General features: G+C 64.9%; 19 protein-coding genes. 2 read left to right on the top strand and 17 right to left on the bottom strand.

The genetic code is table 11. From position 1 onward, the window contains the following. The first annotated feature begins 78 nt into the window (after positions 1 to 78). A complete protein-coding gene (locus UB48_RS00380) occupies positions 79 to 1,014 on the top strand; it encodes an aspartyl/asparaginyl beta-hydroxylase domain-containing protein (protein WP_045193463.1) in 936 nt (311 codons plus the stop codon). Positions 1,015 to 1,411: 397 nt separating this feature from the next. After that, positions 1,412 to 2,302, top strand: coding sequence for a DMT family transporter (locus UB48_RS00375; protein WP_045193462.1), 891 nt, complete (start codon positions 1,412 to 1,414; stop codon positions 2,300 to 2,302). Positions 2,303 to 2,341: 39 nt separating this feature from the next. On the opposite strand, the gene UB48_RS00370 is transcribed toward UB48_RS00375, so the two are convergent. The 17 genes from UB48_RS00370 to UB48_RS00290 all read right to left on the bottom strand — a co-directional run bounded on the left by UB48_RS00370 (position 2,342) and on the right by UB48_RS00290 (position 17,727). Beyond that, positions 2,342 to 3,571: a hypothetical protein gene (locus UB48_RS00370; RefSeq protein WP_045193461.1), complete on the bottom strand. Its 1,230-nt coding sequence runs from the start codon at positions 3,569 to 3,571 to the stop codon at positions 2,342 to 2,344. A 445-nt stretch (positions 3,572 to 4,016) separates the two neighbouring features. Then, entirely contained in the window at positions 4,017 to 4,976 is a 960-nt protein-coding gene (locus tag UB48_RS00365) for a PDR/VanB family oxidoreductase (RefSeq protein WP_045193460.1), read from the bottom strand. Positions 4,977 to 4,979: 3 nt separating this feature from the next. Then, complete coding sequence (locus tag UB48_RS00360; RefSeq protein ID WP_045193459.1) at positions 4,980 to 5,417, bottom strand: Rid family hydrolase; 438 nt, start codon at positions 5,415 to 5,417, stop codon at positions 4,980 to 4,982. After that, positions 5,417 to 6,448: an aromatic ring-hydroxylating dioxygenase subunit alpha gene (locus UB48_RS00355; RefSeq protein ID WP_045193457.1), complete on the bottom strand. Its 1,032-nt coding sequence runs from the start codon at positions 6,446 to 6,448 to the stop codon at positions 5,417 to 5,419. Before UB48_RS00355 ends, UB48_RS00360 begins: the two co-directional genes overlap by 1 nt. 20 nt (positions 6,449 to 6,468) lie before the next feature. Further along, on the bottom strand, positions 6,469 to 6,696 hold the full coding sequence (locus UB48_RS00350; RefSeq protein WP_045193456.1) for a recombinase-like helix-turn-helix domain-containing protein: 228 nt from the start codon (positions 6,694 to 6,696) through the stop codon (positions 6,469 to 6,471). Position 6,697: 1 nt separating this feature from the next. After that, positions 6,698 to 7,015: a hypothetical protein gene (locus UB48_RS00345; protein ID WP_045193455.1), complete on the bottom strand. Its 318-nt coding sequence runs from the start codon at positions 7,013 to 7,015 to the stop codon at positions 6,698 to 6,700. A 9-nt stretch (positions 7,016 to 7,024) separates the two neighbouring features. Next, the gene (locus tag UB48_RS00340; protein WP_045193453.1) at positions 7,025 to 8,167 is read right to left on the bottom strand and encodes an FAD-dependent monooxygenase; all 1,143 of its coding nucleotides are present in this window, start codon (positions 8,165 to 8,167) and stop codon (positions 7,025 to 7,027) included. Between the two features lie 13 nt (positions 8,168 to 8,180). Beyond that, positions 8,181 to 9,146 (bottom strand): VOC family protein, encoded by a 966-nt coding sequence (locus tag UB48_RS00335; RefSeq protein WP_045193452.1) that lies wholly within the window; start codon positions 9,144 to 9,146, stop codon positions 8,181 to 8,183. Then, on the bottom strand, positions 9,143 to 10,633 hold the full coding sequence (locus UB48_RS00330; protein WP_045193451.1) for an aldehyde dehydrogenase: 1,491 nt from the start codon (positions 10,631 to 10,633) through the stop codon (positions 9,143 to 9,145). Before UB48_RS00330 ends, UB48_RS00335 begins: the two co-directional genes overlap by 4 nt. A gap of 10 nt (positions 10,634 to 10,643) precedes the next feature. Further along, the gene (locus tag UB48_RS00325; RefSeq protein ID WP_045193450.1) at positions 10,644 to 11,447 is read right to left on the bottom strand and encodes an aspartate dehydrogenase; all 804 of its coding nucleotides are present in this window, start codon (positions 11,445 to 11,447) and stop codon (positions 10,644 to 10,646) included. Positions 11,448 to 11,457: 10 nt separating this feature from the next. Then, complete coding sequence (locus UB48_RS00320) at positions 11,458 to 13,140, bottom strand: thiamine pyrophosphate-binding protein (protein ID WP_045193448.1); 1,683 nt, start codon at positions 13,138 to 13,140, stop codon at positions 11,458 to 11,460. Continuing rightward, positions 13,133 to 13,933 carry an SDR family oxidoreductase gene (locus UB48_RS00315; RefSeq protein ID WP_045193447.1) on the bottom strand — a complete coding sequence of 267 codons (801 nt, stop codon included), beginning with the start codon at positions 13,931 to 13,933 and terminating at the stop codon, positions 13,133 to 13,135. The genes UB48_RS00320 and UB48_RS00315 overlap by 8 nt, the downstream gene beginning before the upstream one ends. A 1-nt stretch (position 13,934) precedes the next feature. After that, the gene (locus UB48_RS00310; RefSeq protein WP_045193445.1) at positions 13,935 to 14,762 is read right to left on the bottom strand and encodes an IclR family transcriptional regulator; all 828 of its coding nucleotides are present in this window, start codon (positions 14,760 to 14,762) and stop codon (positions 13,935 to 13,937) included. Beyond that, complete coding sequence (locus UB48_RS00305; protein ID WP_045193444.1) at positions 14,759 to 15,628, bottom strand: alpha/beta fold hydrolase; 870 nt, start codon at positions 15,626 to 15,628, stop codon at positions 14,759 to 14,761. Before UB48_RS00305 ends, UB48_RS00310 begins: the two co-directional genes overlap by 4 nt. A 4-nt stretch (positions 15,629 to 15,632) precedes the next feature. Next, the gene (locus UB48_RS00300) at positions 15,633 to 16,172 is read right to left on the bottom strand and encodes a cupin domain-containing protein (protein WP_045193443.1); all 540 of its coding nucleotides are present in this window, start codon (positions 16,170 to 16,172) and stop codon (positions 15,633 to 15,635) included. Positions 16,173 to 16,186: 14 nt separating this feature from the next. Beyond that, positions 16,187 to 16,951, bottom strand: coding sequence for an SDR family oxidoreductase (locus UB48_RS00295; RefSeq protein WP_045193702.1), 765 nt, complete (start codon positions 16,949 to 16,951; stop codon positions 16,187 to 16,189). Further along, complete coding sequence (locus UB48_RS00290) at positions 16,951 to 17,727, bottom strand: ABC transporter permease (protein ID WP_045193442.1); 777 nt, start codon at positions 17,725 to 17,727, stop codon at positions 16,951 to 16,953. The genes UB48_RS00295 and UB48_RS00290 overlap by 1 nt, the downstream gene beginning before the upstream one ends. Positions 17,728 to 17,739 lie beyond the last annotated feature (12 nt).

Below are 17,739 nucleotides of genomic sequence, written 5' to 3'. Positions count from 1 at the left end.
TTTCAGCGGGGCTGGATCGGTTAATATGTTCGATTAATCCGGCAGCGATGGCCTGATCGAAATTCCAAGGAGTGTTGCATGACCTTTTCCTTTGTCGCCAAGGCAGGTGTACTGCTGCTGTTTTTCGGCAGCACGCTGTATGTGCACCTGCGCGGCAAGGCGCGTTTGCCAATGTTGCGCCAGTTCGTCAACCATTCGGCGCTGTTCGCCCCTTATAACGCCCTGATGTACCTGTTTTCCGGTGTGCCGTCCAAGCCATACCTGGACCGCAGCCGTTTCCCCGAGCTCGATGTACTCAAGGACAACTGGGAAGTAATCCGCGAAGAGGCCATGCACCTGTTCGACGAGGGTTACATCCGCGCTGCCGAGAAAGACAATGACGCCGGCTTCGGTTCGTTCTTCAAGAAGGGCTGGAAGCGTTTTTACCTGAAGTGGTACGACAAGCCGCTGCCTTCGGCCGAGACGTTGTGCCCGAAGACCGTCGCGCTGGTCAACAGCATCCCCAACGTCAAAGGTGCGATGTTCGCCCTGCTGCCTGGTGGCAGCCACCTGAACCCGCACCGCGACCCGTTCGCCGGTTCCCTGCGCTATCACCTGGGCCTGTCGACGCCCAACTCCGACGACTGCCGGATCTACGTCGATGGCCAGGTGTACGCCTGGCGCGACGGTGAAGACGTGATGTTCGACGAGACCTACGTGCACTGGGTCAAGAACGAAACCGAGACCACCCGGGTGATCCTCTTCTGCGACGTCGAGCGCCCGCTCAACAGCCCGCTGATGACCCGCATCAACCGCAAGGTCAGTGCCTTCCTCGGCCGCGCCACCGCGCCGCAGAACACCGACGACGAGCGCGTGGGCGGGATCAACCAGGCCTATGCCTGGAGCAAGCGCTTCAGCAATGTCATCAGCAGCCGCGTGAAGCAGTTCAAGCGTGCCAATCCCAAGGCCTACCGGGTGTTGCGTCCGGTGCTGGCGGTGCTGGTGGCCTACCTGTTGTACCGCTGGTTGTTCTGAAACAGCATCGCGGGGCAAGTCGGGTCGCCGCACCGCCGCTCCCACCGGTGGGAGCGGCGACCCGACTTGCCCCGCGATAAACTCACCGCTATAGTCAGACCCACTTCACCCTCACCGAAGACCTGCTCATGCCAGCTTCCTGCCCAGCCACCGTATTCGCTACCGCGCCTGACGCGGTTGTCGTTGTGCGCGCGAGCCAGCAGCCGGCCATGATCAGTCACTACCCACCACCTGTCAGTAGCGTGGTCGTGTGCATCGTTGCACCGCCAGCGGTGGTAGTGCTGGGCTAAGCGGCCAATCGCTGCGTTCCCACACACCTGCACCCTACTGAATACGGTTGGCTGCCCCTCGCGGGTAGCGCCGTTCGGCTTATCTGCCCGAATTACAGGTGGCATTCATGTCTGTTCTATCGAAACAATCTATGGCCTCGGCGGCCACTACCAGCCTGTTCGTCCTGCTCTGGAGTAGCGGGGCGATCGTCTCCAAGCTCGGCCTGGCCCACGCCAGCCCGTTTGCCTTCCTGCTGCTGCGATCGGCCCTGGCCCTGGCCGGCCTGCTGTTGCTCAGCCCGTTGCTCAAACTGCACTGGCCGCGCAGCCGCCCGGCGCTGCTGCAAGCCCTGGCCACCGGTTGCGTGCTGCTCGGCGCCTACCAGATCTTCTACCTGCTGGCGCTCAACACCCACGTTACCCCCGGGGTCATAACCACGGTCATGGGCGTGCAACCGATCCTCACCGTGGTGCTGATGGAGCGCCAGCGCTCCTGGAGCCGGTTGTTCGGCCTGGGCCTGGGCTTGAGCGGCTTGATCATGGTGGTTTACCAGGGCATCAACCTCGGTGGCGTGTCGCTGGCCGGGATGCTGTTTGCCTTGCTGGCGCTGATGAGCATGACCTGCGGTTCGATCATGCAAAAGCGCATCACCAGCAACCCCATGGGCACCCTGCCGTTGCAGTACATTGCCGGGCTGATGATGTGCGCGGTGTTTGCGCCGTTCCAGCCGCTGCACGTGGAACTGACCGACAGTTTCATCGGCGCGTTATTGTGGATGGGCCTGGTGGTGTCGCTGCTGGCGACCTTGCTGCTGTACCGGCTGATCGCCAAGGGCAACCTGGTCAATGTCACCAGCCTGTTCTACCTGGTGCCCGCAGTGACGGCGGTCATGGACTACCTGATCTTCGGCAACCGCCTGGCGGCGCTCAGCCTGTTGGGCATGGGGCTGATCGTCATCGGCCTGCTGTTCGTGTTCCGCAAGCCCGCAGCCGGGCAGGCGCAGTTGCAAGCTGACTGACTGTACGGACCGCCCGGCAGCGCGCCGGGCGGTTTGCTGTCAGAAGTAGTAGCCGATGTTGATGTTGGTGCGGTAGTACCAGTCGTTGCTGCCGACCGAGTTGGTGCTGGTCCAGCCCGTGCCGTTCTCGGCGCCGCCAAAGGGGTTGGCGTTCTTCGCCCAGGTGAAGTCGACCCAGGCCATGATCGGCATGGCCAAAAACTGCGCGCCGACGGTAAACATCTGCGAGTCATCCCAGCCGCTTTTGTCTTTCATCATGCGGCTGTAGTCGTTGTAGACCTTGATCTTCTTCAACTGGCCAAGGCCCGGGGTGAAGATGTCGTAGCCGACGTTGATCGAGCCGATGGTGGCCTTGGAGGCGATCAGGTAGGCCGGGGTCAGGCCGTTGCCGCCCATCAGCACCGAGTCGTTGCTGACGCCGTCGGGGTTCTTCGGATCGTATTCGTAGCGAATCGCCTGGCTGGTAAGCGTCCAGTTGCCGGCGTTGACGATCGCATGCACGCCGCCGGCCCAGTAGTCGCCATCGTCACGGGTGGTGGCGTTGTACAGCTCGGCTGCGGCCAGCGAGGCGCCGATTTCGGTTTTCCAGCCGTCACCGCTGAAGGTCCTGGCCACCCGGGCGTTGACCTGGTTGCGCTTCTCGTTGTCCTGGCGTGACTGGGTGAAGGCCACGGCGTTGTCGTCGAGATCGCTGTAACGGCCGACTTCTGGCGAGTAGCGGATGCCGCTGGGCAGCATGCGCGGGAAGTAGCCCAGTTGCAGGTCCCAGTCCTTGTCCTTGTAGCTGTACTTCAGGCCGCTGCCGGCGCTGACGCCATAGCCCATGAAAAACGGGATGTGGTAACTCCAGCCGAACTGCGGGTAGGGCTCAAGGCCAAAGGGTTTGAACGGTGCGCCCAGTTGCACGTTGGAATTGGCATTGAAGCGATAACCGACGTAGCCGCGGTCGATCGAGCGCTTGCCGTCGTCCTGGAACCAGTAGCCGATGTCGCTGAACAGTTGTTTGTGGGTGGCCTGGACATCCAGGCGGAACGTATCAAAGAGGAAACGCCCGTTGTTCTCGGTGGTGTCCCAGTGTTCATCGCGGTAGTTGACCCGTAGCGCGCCGCCGATATCCAGCGAACTCTGGCCGTCGTCACTGCGCCAGGCAATGTGCGGGAAGGGTTTTTTCAGCGCTGGCGGCTGGTCCGGCGCCGCCGGGCCGGGCTCGGAAGCGAAACTGGTGGCGCTGCCAAGGATCAGGCCCAGGCTTATCACGTACTTGTTCATATCAATGCCCCGCAAGGTTGAGCAGTATCTCTGGGCAACAGCTGTCCGCCGCCTGGAATCAGGCGTTAAGCGAAAGTCAGCGGTGGCGCATCGGTAGGTTTGTTATTGTTTTATAGGTGGTACGTTGTTTTTATTTGAACTCGAGAGGTAAAGAGCAGGAACTGTGCCAGTGCTGATGAGTGACTGTTGTTTTAATAAATATGATATAAAACAATTATTTATATCTGAAACGCCTTAATTCGTGCCGTGGGTGAAACAGCGTGGTGTTTAAGTAACAGGGGTGGGCAATGGCAGTGCGGTTTAACTGCACAGCGCGCGTTGACAGTGCGTGGGTTGTTTTATCAATGAATAAGTAATTGACTGTTCTGGGGCCGCCGGACCTGCGAAAGCCGCGCAAAAAAAAGCCGGCACACCCGGTGCCGGCCAATTGCGCGTGTTGCAACAGTTACAGATCAAGCACCATGCGCCGGCTCTTGCAGCCCGAGACACAGACCATCATCGATGTGTTCGCCGCCCGTTCGGCCTTGGTCAGCACGCCATCGCGGTGGTCGATGTCACCTTCCAGCACCCGGGTTTCGCACGAGCCGCACACCCCTTCGCGGCAGCTGTACTCGATATCGCAGCCGGCTTCGAGCAGCACGTCGAGCAGGTTCAGCCCAGGCTCGACGTTCAGGGTCTTGCCGGACTTTTTCAGCTCGACGTTGTAGCTGTCCTGGGCATCTTCCGAGGGTGGCAGCTCGGCGGCGGTGAAGCGTTCGATATGCGCATGGGGGTAACCGAGGCTTTCGCAGGTGCTCTCGAAGGCATCGAGCATCGGCGTCGGGCCGCAGCAGTAGAAGTGCGTATCGCCGGGCTGCCCGGCCAGGTAGTGGGTCAGGTCGGGTGCCGCGTTTTTCTCGTCGTTGAAGTGGTAGAGCACCTTGGCATCGACGCCGCTGAGTTCTTCCAGCAGCGCCGCTTCCTTACGCGAGCGGGCGCAGTAGATCAGCTCGGCGGATTTGCCCAGTGCCAGCAACTGGCGAAACATGCAGTAGATCGGCGTGATGCCGATGCCGCCGGCCACCAGCACGTTGTGGCTGGCGTGCGGGTCGAGGGCGAAGTTGTTGCGCGGTTGCGAGATGTGCAGTTGCGTGCCAACCCGCAGTTGCTCATGGACGAACGCCGAGCCGCCGCGGCTGTTGCGATCGCGCAGAATGCCGACTACATAACGGCCCTGGTCGCTCGGCGAGTTGAGCAGTGAATAGCTGCGCACCAGGCCATTGGGCAGGTGCAGGTCGATGTGCGAGCCGGCTTCGAACGGCGCGAACACGGTGTCGCCCCAGGGGCGCAGTTCGACGCTGATGATGCCTTCGGCTTCGTGGCGCAGGGTGTGCACCAGCGCGGTAATGGTAGAGGAGTTGGACATCGGTCACCTCAAGGGCGCAGTGCGCAAGTCAATGTCGAGCCGGGCGCTGGCTTCGATTTCCACCACCAGTTCGGGGAACACCAGGGCGCTCACCTGAACCAGGGTGGAGGTGGGGTAGCAGGCAAAGCCTTGGAAGAAGTCGCGGCGGGCGCGAGCGACTTCATCCTTGTCGGCAATGTCGGTGAGGTACAGCGTCAAGCGGTAGAGATTGCCGATGTGCCCGCCTGCCGCTTCCACCAGGGCGCGGATCTTGTTCAGTACCACCAGGGTCTGCGCGTAGGCATCCAGCGGCGCGCCGCCCTCGGTGGCCTGGCGGGTGGCGGGATGGCCGGTCATGCCGGACATCACCAGCTCGTTGCCCAGCAGCAGGGCGTTGGACCAGCTGGCAGTGGCCAGCTCGGTCACCGCCTGTGCCTGGATACGGTGCACGGGCAGGTTCATCACAGTTGCTTCGCTTCGATCAGCGCCAGTTGCTCCTTGGCCTTGCCCTTGAGGTAGCGGCGCAGGCGCACCACACCCAGGTCATGCTGGTAGAGGTTCTCGCGCTGGTTGGCGTCGTACTCCATGAATTCCAGCAGCACCCGGTCCTGCTCCAGCACCGCCCAGTGGCGGGCTTCCAGGCGGTTCTTGTAGAGGAAGCGCCAGGTGTCGCGCTGCCAGCCGGTCAGTGGCCGCGCGCGCCAGTGGAATACTGCCGAGAGGCTACGGCTGCTCGGGGTGTAGCTACCGATGATGGTGAAGTTGCCGCCCGGGCCGCCGGTCTTCGGGTAAGGGATTTCCAGGCGCAGCCAGTGGCAGCCGTTGTCGAGGAATTCGGTCCAGTCGAAGTTGACCCCGCGCTGGCCTTCCTTCTCGAAGAAGAAACCCTGCTCGGTATCGCGGGTGACGAACTTGGCGGTGGCTTCGCCTTCGCTCATCGAGTGCGACATCTTGTGCAGGTAGGTGCCGTGCATCGGGTCCATGACGTTGTCGAGCACGTAGCGGTAGTCGCCTTGCCACTCGGTGTAGCAGAGAAAGCTGCTCCACTCGGGCGAGGTCAGTTGCTCGGGCAGCACCAGCTCTGGCGGGGTGTCCAGGTGTGGGTCGGTGGCGTTGAACAAAAAGATCGCCCCGGCCGCCTCGCGGGTGTGAAACATGCGCGTCGGGCGGCTGCCTTCGAGCTTGCAGCCAGGGCTGCCGGGGACCTTGGTCACGGTGCCGTCGCAGCGCACTTCGACGCCGTGGTACGGGCACTGCAGGCGGTCGCCCAGCACCGGGCCCTGGGACAGCGGCGCGCCGCGGTGCGGGCAGTGGTCTTCGAGGGCATGCACGCTGCCATCGTTGTCGCGCCACAGGGCAATCTTGTAGCCCAGGCGGCGCACCGACAGCGGCTTGTCGCCAAGCAGCCCGGAGGGCAATACGGGAAACCAGAGGTCTTTGAGGCCGTTGGCCAGGTGGTTCTCAACAGGATCGACGGTGAATTGCATATTCATCTTGTTTTACCTCCGGCGGGTCATGCGCCCAGCCGCGCCATCAGGGTTTTATAGGAGTCTTCGGTCCACTCGCCGCGGGTCAAGGGGCAGGGCGGACCGGCCAGGTTCAGGTGCGCCAGCAGCTCGGGCAGCTGGGTGATGCCGTTGCCGTAGGCGCGCTCGATGGAATCGCCGAGCAGTTCCTCGAACGGGGTGTTGGGCCGTTTGCGCGCCTGATGGGGCTCCAGGTAGCGTGGGGTGTTGCTCATGTCATTGACCTCCATTGCGAACCCGTTCGCGGATCATTTCGCGGACCGGGACAAAGTCGTACGTCGGGTAGCATTCGGTGCGGAACACGCCCCAGGCGGCGCGCTCCAGTTCCACATTGACCTTGCCGAGCAGGCTCGGCGGCAGGCGCAGGGTGACGATCTGGCCCAGGCCCATGGCCACGGTCCAGGACACCAGCTCGACGCCGGCCGGCGGGAAGCTGTCCCACCAGCCCATCTGCTTCATGTGCGCCTGGATCTGTTCCAGGTTCTTCGACTGGTCGTGCCTGAGCACCACCGTCAGTTGCATCGTCTCGCTCATGCTTGGGCCTCAGGCAGCGCTGGCGGTAGGCACGGTCCAGGCGTCGTAGCCATAGACCCAGTCGGCATTGCCGCCGGCCTTGAGCCACTGGTTGCCGCGTGAACCGATCTGGATCTGGCTGGTGCGCTCCAGGCGCGACCGTTGGTAACCCTGCAGGGCGCTGGCGATCTGTGCCGGGCTGTTTACGCCCTGCAGATGACGGGCCAGCACCACCGCGTCTTCGATGGCCTGGCCGGCGCCCTGGGCCATGAACGGCATCATCGGGTGGCAGGCGTCACCGAGCAGGGTGATCGCGCCTTCGGACCAGTACGGCAGCGGGTCACGCTCGTACAGTGCGGTCTTGAGGACTTCGTCGCAGGCGTCGAGCAGCGCCCGGGCGTCGGCGTGAAAGTCCTGGTAATGGCTGCGCAGTTCGGCGGCGTCGCCAGCAGTGGTCCAGGACTCCAGGTGCCAGCTGTCCTGGGCGGTGGTGGCGAAGATGAAGATGTCGCGGCCCTGGTTCAGCGGGAAGGTGACGATCTGGCTCTGCGGGTTGGGCCCCCACCATTTGGTGAAGGCCTGGATGTTCGGTACATGCGCTACACGCTCGGCCGGGACCACGGCGCGGTAGGCGACCACGCCGGTAAAGCGCGGCTGCTCTTCACCGAACAGGGCATTGCGCACCACCGAGTGAATGCCGTCGGCGCCGATCAGCAGGTCGGTGCGATGGCGGCTGCCATCCTTGAAGCGCAGCTCGACGCCGTCGGCATCCTGCAGCACCTGCTCGGCGCGCTTGGCGAACTGCACGTTGTGCAGCGGGAACACATCGGCCAGGGCCGCCAGCAGGTCGGCGCGGTGGATGGTCAATTGCGGTGCGCCGTACTGGCTTTGCGCGGCGTCGGCCATTTCCAGGCGCGAGGTTTCTTCGCCTGTGTCCCACATACGGCTGATGCGGTGGGTCGGGCGCGCGGCCGGAATGCGTACGGCCGGGCCGACGCCGAGGCCATCGAGGGCGCGCACGGCGTTGGGGGTGAGGTTGATGTCGGCACCGACCCGCAAAAACGCCTTGGACTGTTCGAAAACCGTGACCTGGTGACCGGCCTGGCGCAGGGCGATGGCGGCGGTGAGGCCGCCGATGCCGGCACCGTTGATGGCGATGTTCAACGAAGACATGGACAACTCCTGCTCAGGGTTTGGGTTTGTCGGTAAGGAACTTGCCTTGCGGCGCCTCGACATGCTGCTGGCGCCGGGTATTGCCATCGATGCCGCCGGCAATCGCCCATTCGGCAAACACCGTCGGGCCCGGCTCGAACTCGCGCGGTTGCCATTCGCCGGTCAGCTGGTCTTCGTCGGCGTAATACTCGACCAGGGCGCCGGCCGGGTTCTTGAAGTACCAGAAGAACGCCGACGACACCGGGTGGCGGCCCGGGCCGATCTCGGTGGCCCAGCCACTGCGCGAGATGTGCATGCCGCCGCCGAACACTTCGTGCAGGTCGCGCACGGTGAAGGCGACGTGGTTCAGACCGGCGCGGGGGGCCGGCAGCTGGAGCATGAACAAATCGTGGTGGCCACCTTCTTCGGCGGTGCGCAGGAACGCGCCGCGGTTGGGATAGCGGTCCGAGGCCTGGAAGCCGAAGCGCTCGTGATAGAAGGCTTCGCAGGCATTCACATCCTTGACGAAGAACACCACGTGGCCGACCTCGATCGGCGTGGCGCGCTCATACACCGGCGCCGGCTTGTTGATCCGGCCCTTGGTCTGCCAGGTGTTGTGGCCGCTGCACTCGATGTCCAGTGCGCGCTTGCGGGTCACCTGCAGGCGGATCGCCAGGCCGTTGGGGTCGGTGCAGCCGATGCGCCCGTTGCCTTCGACAAAGCCCGGGTCGTTGGCGATGCGCTGGCTGTACAGGGCGAGGTCCGCTTCGCTTTCCACGCCCCAGACCACTTCACGCACGGTCGAGCCCGGCTCGATCGCCGCTGGCAGGCCGGGCTTGTTGATGTCGGCCAGTACCACCCGGCAGCCGTTGAGGGTTTCGAAGACCACCTCGTCGGCCTGTTCGCTGACCTTGTCCAGGCCCCAGTCGCTGAAGAAGCGCACGCAGGTGTCGAGGTCTTCGACGCCGTAGGTGACTTCATCGATGCCCAATACGCTCATGGCCTTGCCTCCACACCGGCCCAGGCCAGTGGTTGTTCGTTCATGCCCCAGTAGAGGCTTTTCTGTTCCATGTACTGCAGGATCCCCAGGCGGCCTTTTTCACGACCCAGGCCGCTGTCACGCCAGCCGCCGAACGGGGTGGCGATGGAGAACTGCTTGTAGGTGTTGATCCACACCGTGCCGGCCTGGATCTTGCGGCCCAGGGCCCAGGCGCGCTTGTAGTCGCGGCTCCAGATGCCGGCGGCGAGGGCGTAGAGGCTGTCGTTGGCCTGCTCGATCAGCTCTGCCTCGCTGTCGAACGGCAGGGCCACAAGCACCGGGCCGAAGATTTCTTCCTGGCAGGTCTGCTGGCTGTTGCTCAGGCCTTCGAGGATGGTCGGCGGGTAGAAATAGCCCTGATCAAACAGGCCGCCAGTCGGGCGTTGGCCACCGAGCAGCAGGCGGCCACCTTCGGCCAGGCCCAGGGCCACGTAGCGCTCCACCGACTCGCGGTGCGCGGCACTGATCAGCGGGCCCATCTGCGTGGCTTCGTCCGCCGGGTCGCCCAGGCGCAAACGTGCAGCGCCTGCGACCAGGCGCTGCATGAACGGCTCGTACAGAGCGCGGGCAACAAACAAACGCGAGCCGGCAATGCAGGCCTCGCCCGAGGAGCTGAAGATGCCGTACAACACCCCGGCCACGGCGTGATCGAGGTCGGCATCATCGAGGACGATGGTCGGCGACTTGCCGCCCAGTTCCAGCGACACCGGCATCATCTTGTCGGCGGCGATGTGGGCGATGTGCTTGCCGGTTTTGGTCCCGCCAGTGAACGACACACGCTTGATCAGCGGGTGCTGCGTCAGTGCATCACCGAGCAATGAGCCCTTGCCCGGCAATACGCTGACCAGGCCCTTGGGCAAGCCTGCGTCTTCGCAGATCTGCGCCAGTTGCAGGGCCAGCAGCGGGGTGATTTCTGCCGGCTTGATCACCACCGCATTGCCGGCGGCCAGGGCCGGGGCGACCTTTTGCGCTTCGCTGGCAATCGGCGAGTTCCACGGGGTGATAGCCGCGACCACGCCCATGGGCTCATAGACGCTCATGCTGACGAAGTCGCCGCGCGACGGAGTGATGGTCTCTTCCAGGGTTTCGCAGGCGGCGGCGAAAAACTGGAAAGTACCGGCGGCGCTGGCCACCAGGGCGCGGGTTTCGTTGATCGGCTTGCCGTTGTCCTGGCGTTGCAATTGCGCCAGTTCTTCGCTGCGCTGGCGGATCAGTTCGCCGATGCGGTACAGCACGGCGGCGCGTTCGTGCGGCTTGCGCTGGGCCCAGCCGCTGTTGAGGAAAGCCTGGTGGGCGCCTTGCACGGCGTCTTCGACATCCTCGAGGCTGGCGGCGTTGAGCCAGGCCACCGGCTCGCCGGTGGCCGGGTAGCGCGTGGCGTAGCGCTCACCGCCGCCCAGGCGCCAGGTGCCGGCAATGCAGATAGGTAGAGTCTGTTCCAGCGTCATCGACGTTCCCCTAGATGGAAATGGCATGGGCGTGGTTGCCCAGGGCACGGACCACGCTGTAGACGGTCAGCGCCGAGGTTTTCGGGTTGGCCTGCAGCGGCTTGCCGCGCAGGCTCATCTCGAAACCGCCGAAGGCACCACGGGCTTCGAAGTGGTGGACGTTCTCTTCGCTGAGCGGGTCGGCAATCAGTGTCACTCGCGTGCGGTCCAGGCCCAGCCCTGCCAGCGACAAGGTGGCGGCGACGTTGGCGTTCTTCGGGTACAGGCGCGCAGCTTCGCGGGCGCTGCCTTCGAAGATCACCGTGGCCTGGTCGATGGCGTCCAGGTTGCAAACCTCTTCGGCCGGGGTGTTCTTCCAGGCCCTGGCCGGTTTGCGCCCGGTGTAGTCGACCGAATCCAGGCCGCCGACCTTGGCCGCCGACAGCGCATCGATGCCGCCGATGGCGCCGGGCAGCAGCTCGATGCGGGTGTTGCCACGGGCGGCGGCGGCCTCCAGGCGCTCGACCAGGCCCAGCTCCGACAGCGCACCGACCGAGACGATCAGGCAGGCGATGCCGCGCTCCAGTGCCGGCAGCACGTGCTCCTCGATTGCCTTGTGCCCGGCGCATTCCACCAGCAAATCCGGGCGGGCGTCGGCGGGCAGGGCGGTGAGCACCTGCGGCGGGCGCTTGAAGCTGGCCAGGCGCTGTTGCACCAGGGCTTCGGAGCCGGCCGAGGCGATCACATGCTCGACGCGCAGCTGCGCATCGTTCTCCAGCAGTTCCAGCACCGCGACGCCAATGGCGCCGCAGCCGATCATGGTGATATTGAGCATGCGCAAGTCCTCAGGCCGTGGCTTTCTGGGCTTTGGTTTCGCTGTTGGGGGGACCGGCGAACTGGGTGGCAAAGCCGCCGACGCTGAGCATGTCGACTTCCAGCAAAAACGGCCCGCCCTGGCTCAGGGCGTTGTCCAGCACCGCGCCGAAGTCCTTCAGGTCGCTGACCAGGCCATGGCGCAGGCCGATCGATTCGGCCAGCTTGGTGTAGTCCGGGGTGTGCAGCTCGACATAGGCGTGGCGGGCGCCGTAGATGGCGTCCTGGATGTTGCGGATCACCCCGTAGCGCTGGTCGTTCATCAGCAGGATCACCACATTGGCTTTCTCCTGCACCAGGGTCGCCAGCTCACCGAGGTTGAGGATGAAGCCGCCGTCGCCAGCCAGGGCGAAGACCTTGCGCTGCGGGTCGGTTTCCGCCGCTGCCACCGCCGCGCCAATGCCCATCGCTAGCCCTTGGCCGATGCCGCCACCGAGGGCATGCACGCCGGCCAGCGGGTGGTAGAGGTTGAGCAGGCGGTTGCCCCAGATGCTGTTGGACAGGGTCACGTCGCGCACCCAGGAGAAATTGCGCCCGGTCAGCCCCTGCAGTTGTTCGACCATCGCCGAGTACGGGCCGAGGTCGGCCACCAGCTGCGCGCGCGATTGCGTGCGGACGGCCTTGAGCTCGTCGATAAAGTTCGGGTCGATGTTCAGGCGGCCTTCAAGGCGGTCGGCCAGGCCCTCGAGGGCCAGGGCCGAGTCGCCGCAGATGAACAGCTCGCTGGAGTAGCTGCGCCCTTCGATGGCCGGGTTGGCATCGATGCGCAGGGTGGTGCGCGGCAGCTTCAGGGCGTACTTGAAGGTCTCGTTGCTGCGCAGGCGCGAACCGGCCACCACCAGCGCATCACAGCTTTGCAGGAAGCCTTCGACCAGCTTGTTCTGCGAGAAGGCGCCGAGGCAACGCTCGTCGTCTTCGTTGACTACGCCGCGACCCTGGGTCGAGGTGATCACGCCAACGCCCATGTCCAGCAGGCGCTTGACCTGCGCACCGGCGTGGCGGGCGCCGCCGCCGAGCCAGAGCAGCGGGCGGGTGGCGCTGGCCAGGCGTTCGGCGACCAGGTCGAGGGCTTCCGGCGCCGGCACCGCAACCGGGATCGGCAGCGGCGAGAGGTCGCTCGGCATGGGGATGAAGGTCGACTGGATATCGATCGGGATCTCGACGCTGACCGGGCCGGTGGGCGCGGTCAGGGCGGTCTGCACGGCGAGCTTGAGGGTGCTCAGCGCGGTCTCGACACTGCGCACGCGAAAGGCCGCCTTGGACACCGCCTTGAGCATGGTCAACTGGTCGCGGGCTTCGTGGATGTAGGCGAAGTCCTGGTCCAGGTACGGCGTTTCGATCTGCCCGGTGATGTGCAGCAGCGGCGTGCCGGCGGTCAGTGCTTCGACCAGCGCCCCGGCGGCGTTGCCGGCAGCGGTGCCGGTGGACGTCAGGCACACGCCCAGGCCACCGGTGGTGCGGGCGTAGGCATCGGCCATGTTGGTCGCGCCGGCTTCGCCACGGGCCATGACGAAGCGGATGTTGCCGCGTACGGCGAAGGCATCGAGGATCGGCATGTTGTGGATCGAGATCACGCCGAAGGCGGCCTTGACCTCGCATTGTTCGAGGAACGCGGTGATGGCAGCGCCAACGGTGACAGTGTTTTCATTACGCATGGCGGGACAGGCCTCCAGAAACATCGATATGGCTGCCAGTGGTGTAGGCCGACAGGGGCGAAGCCAGGAACAGGATCGCTTGGGCTGCTTCTTTGGGCAGGCCCAGGCGCCCCAGGGGAATGTGTTTGCGTTGCGCCAGTTGCGCGGTCCATTGCGACCAGTCCAGATCGCGCTCTTCGCGGGCCTCGAAGCGCCGGCGCCACTGGCCGGATTCGACCAGGCCGATAAGGATGCCGTTGACCCGGATGCCCTGTTCGGCGAACTCGGTGGCCATCGAGCGCACCAGGTTCTTAAGGCCCGCACGTGCTGCCGAGGTGGCGACCATGTGCGGCTCCGGCTGGCTGGCCAGCAGCGAGTTGACGCAGACGATCGAAGCGCCGGCCTGGCCTTGCAGTTGCGCCAGGAAGGCGCGCACCGGGTAGATCACCGAGAAGAATTTCAGCTGCAGCTCTTCGCTCCAGGCTTCATCAGTGGTGTCGGCGAAGGTCGAGACCCGGCCTTGACCGGCGTTGTTGATCAGCACCTGGGCCGGGCCGAGGGCGGCCAGGCTGGCGGCAGCGAATGCGTTGACTGACGCGGCATCCAGCACATCACAGGCTTGAGCCAACAGACGCGCTGCGGGGAAACGTTCGCGCAGGCGGGCTTCGGCGCTGTTCAAGCGGTCCTGATCGCGACCACAAAAGGCCACTGCCGCACCGGCTTCAAGCAGTTGCTCGACACAGGCCAGGCCAATCCCGGAAGAGCCGCCAGTGACGATGGCGGTGCGCCCGTGCAGTTGATAGAGGTTGCTCATGTCAGTCCCTCATCAGCGCGGTGACGCGGCCGGAGCCAGCGTTTGGCGTGTAGTTGAGCAGGCGCGACAGCTCATCGGCGCTGCCCCGCACATGGCCAAGCAGGCCGTCGAAATTGATGTGCGCAACCTGCACGGTAGGGATGGTCACGCCCATGGCGGCAACCACCCGGCCACTGTGATCACGCACCGGCGCAGCGATGGTCGAGATCGATGATTCGAAAAAACCTTCGCCGCTGACATAGCCGCGCTGACGGTCGCTCTGCACCAGGTCGAACAGCTCCAGTACGGTTTTCGGTGTGCACGGCGAGTGCTGTTCCAGGTGCTCCTCCGGGTACAGCTCACGCAGCTCGGCCAGGCTCAGGTCTTCAAGGAGGATGCGCCCCAGCACCGTGGCGTGGGCCGGCAGGCGGGTGCCGACGTTGACCGCGCTGGAGAACACCGACGGCGGCGAAACCTTGGCCACGTAGACGATCGAGCGACCGTCACGCACCACCAGGTTGCTCGGGTAATTAAGGTGATCGCACAGCCGCGCCAGCAGCGGTTGACCGAGCTCGGTCAGCTCCAGCGATGCCAGGTACTCGAAGCCCAGGCGCAGTACTGACATGCCCAGGCGGTACTCGTTGCCGCTGCGGGTGACGAAGCCCATGGTTTCCAGGGTGGTCAACAGGCGGAAGATGGTCGAGCGTGGCAGCTCCAGGCGCCGCGCCAGTTCCGGCGCGGTGAGGGTGCGGTTTTGCCGGCTGAATTCACAGAGCAGCAACAGGCCGCGCTCAAGGCCGGGGACGATGTACTTGTCCTGGTTGTCTTTCAACAGATCCGAATCATTCATAGCGCAGTACCTGTCAGGGATTCTTCGAGGGCCCGGGCAAGCAGCGTTGCCACGGCCTCGGGTTGTTCGATCGGGCTGGCGTGGCCGGCCTCGGCAATCAACGCGAACGCTGCCCCCAGGGCCTTGGCCAGGGCCTGGCAGTCCTCGGGGCGGGTGATGCTGTCAGCGGCGCCGCAATGCACTTCGCACGGCACGGCCAGGGCGGCGTAGCGCAGCAGGTCATCGCCACACAGCAACTCGATGGCCTGGCGATAGCCCTGGGGCAGCAGCCGCGCCATGTTCCATTGCACCCAGGCGCGGGCCTCGCTGCTGGCCGCTGGCGAGAGCATGTGTGCGCTGCGCTGGTTGGCCATCTGGGCGATGCCCAGTTGCTCAAGGTTGTGCAGGCGCTGGTTGCGCACCTGTTGCGCCTGCTCGGCACGGGCCGGGTCGCCATAGCCGCGAGCCGGGCTGATCAGCACCAGGCGCCGCACCCGTTGCGGCTGCTGCTGGGCCAGGGCCGCGGCGCTGAGGGCACCGAGGGAATGGCCGACCAGCAGGCAGTCGTCAATCTGCAGCGCATCGAGCAAATGCCGCAGGCGCCGGGCATAGTCCACCGCCTGCGGCGCAGGCTTGGCCAGCGGGCTTGAGTCGCCGTAGCCCGGTGCATCCCAGGCAATCACCCGGGCGTGCTGGCTCAGTTGCAGCGCCACCTGCAGCCAGGACGCGGCGCCCGAGCCGATGCCATGCAACAGCACGATGGCCGGCCCGTGCCCGGCTTCGCGGATCGCCTGGGCGCCGCTTGCCAGTTGCACCAGGCGCTGGGGGAAGCGCTGCTGCAACTGGGCCGCAAGGCCGGCGAGCGAGTGGTCGGTGGCGTGCAACATCGGCTTAACCGCGCTTGATCGAGGCCAGCGGGTGCGCTGGCGGGTAGGTCGGGGTCACCGGCTTTTTCGCGCCGAGCATCACGCACATCAGCGCGTCTTCATCGCCGATGTTGATCTCTTCGCGGTACACGCCCGGCGGTACCGAAATCAGGTCGCGGTCGGTGAGCACGGTTTCGAAGCGCTCGCCGTCTTTCTCGATGATCACCTTGAGCTTGCCGCGCAACACGAAGAACACTTCCTCGACGTCGGTATGGATATGCGGCGGGCCTTCATGACCGGCCGGGATGACCATGGTCGAGAAGGTGAAGTGCTCCGAGGGGATGGTGTTCATGTCGCTGTTGACCCCGGTGCCGCCAGTGCCGACGTAACGCATTTGCGCGCGGCGGAACTTGGGGTCGTAGTCGGCCTGGAACTTCAGCGCGTCCCAGTCGTACTTGCGGGTTTGGTAGCGGGCGATGCGGGTCTGCATCCAGCCAGCGAGGTCCGAGCCTGCGGGTTGTTCCCAGGTTTTCGCGGTGGCGTTTTGTACGGATAGGTCGGTCATGGGTTTCTCCTTGCTCAAGGCATGACGAACCCGCCGTTGACCGGCAGGGTTTGTCCAGTGATGAAACGCGACAGGTCGGACAGGGCGAACAGCACGGCGCCGCTGACGTCTTCTGGCAGTTGCGGGCGCTGAATCGCCCGTTGTTCGGTGTACAGGCGGTGGCGCGCCTCGGGCACATAGGCGGTGGCCTCGACCAGCACCAGGCCGGGGGCGATGGCATTGACGGTGATGTTGTCAGTGCCAAGTTCACGGGCCAGGCTGCGGGTCATGGCGATGATCGCGCCCTTGCTGGCGACATACGCCAGCAGGTTCGGTGCGCCCCACAGCGGGGTGTCGGAGGCCAGGTTGATCACCGCGCCCTTGGCGCTGGCGCGCAGGGCTGGCAGGCAGGCGCGGGTCATCAGCCAGGTGCCGCGCACGTTTACCTGCATGACCTGGTCCCAGGTGTCGATGTCCAGTTGCTCGCAGGTCTTGCCGCCGGAGTTGGTGATCGAGGCGTTGTTGACCAGGCCGTCGAGGCCGCCGAGCTCGGCAACTGTCTCGGCGACGCAGGCAGTGATCGACTCCGGGTTGCCCAGGTCGAGGGTCACGCCGGTCACCTGCAAGCCTTGCTCGCGCAGCTCGCAGGCGGCCTGCAGCACGCGCTCCTGGAGAATATCGGCGATCACCACGCGGGCACCGGCCTGGCCGATGGCCTGGGCGAAGGCATAGCCCAGGCCACGGGCGCCACCGGTGACCAGCACGCGGCGGCCTTCAAGCATGGTTTTGAATGGGTTCATCATTGGGTACTCAGCATGGCTTTGGGCAGGTAGTGCAGGACGCGTTTCTCGGCCCAGACCACCGCGCCGTAGGCCAGCACGCCGATCAGGGTGAGCATGACGATGGCGACGAAGACCCCGGCGGTGTTGCCCTGGCCTTCAGCGTCGACCAACAGGAAGCCCAGGCCCTGGTTGCCGCCGACCAGTTCGCCGACGGTGACGCCGATCACCGCCAGGGTCGAGGCGATGCGCAGGCCCGAGAACAGCGCGGCCATGGCCGAGGGGAACTCCACCAGGCGGAAGATCTGCCAGCGGCTGGCGTTCATGGTGCGCACCAGGTTGATCATGTCCGGGTCAACGGTGCGGATCGCCGAGAGCACGTTGATCATCACCGGGAAGAACACGATGAGGATGGCGATGAGGATCTTCGGGTAGATGGTGTAGCCCAGCCACATCACGAACAGCGGCGCGAAGGCGACTTTCGGGGCGATCTGCAGGGCCAGGATGTACGGCGAGAGCATGGCCTCGGCCGACGGCGACAGGCCCAGCGACACGCCGATGGCCACGCCCAGCAGGGCGCCGAGGCCAAAGCCGACGATGATCTCGAAGGCGGTGATCAGGGTGTGTTGCAGCAGGCCGCTGGACTGCCACATCACCAGGCTTTCCTGGGCCACGCGGCTCAGTTGCGGCATGACGAACTCGGGCATGCCGAGCAGGCCGGGGCCCCACTGCCAGAGCAGCAGGAACAGGATCAGCAGGGCGACGCTGCCGAGCACGGAGGTGTTGAGGTTTCTCATCGGGCTAATACC

Source organism: Pseudomonas sp. 2(2015) (assembly GCF_000955865.1).
Lineage (GTDB): Bacteria > Pseudomonadota > Gammaproteobacteria > Pseudomonadales > Pseudomonadaceae > Aquipseudomonas.
This window is presented reverse-complemented; position numbering and strand designations above follow the sequence as displayed.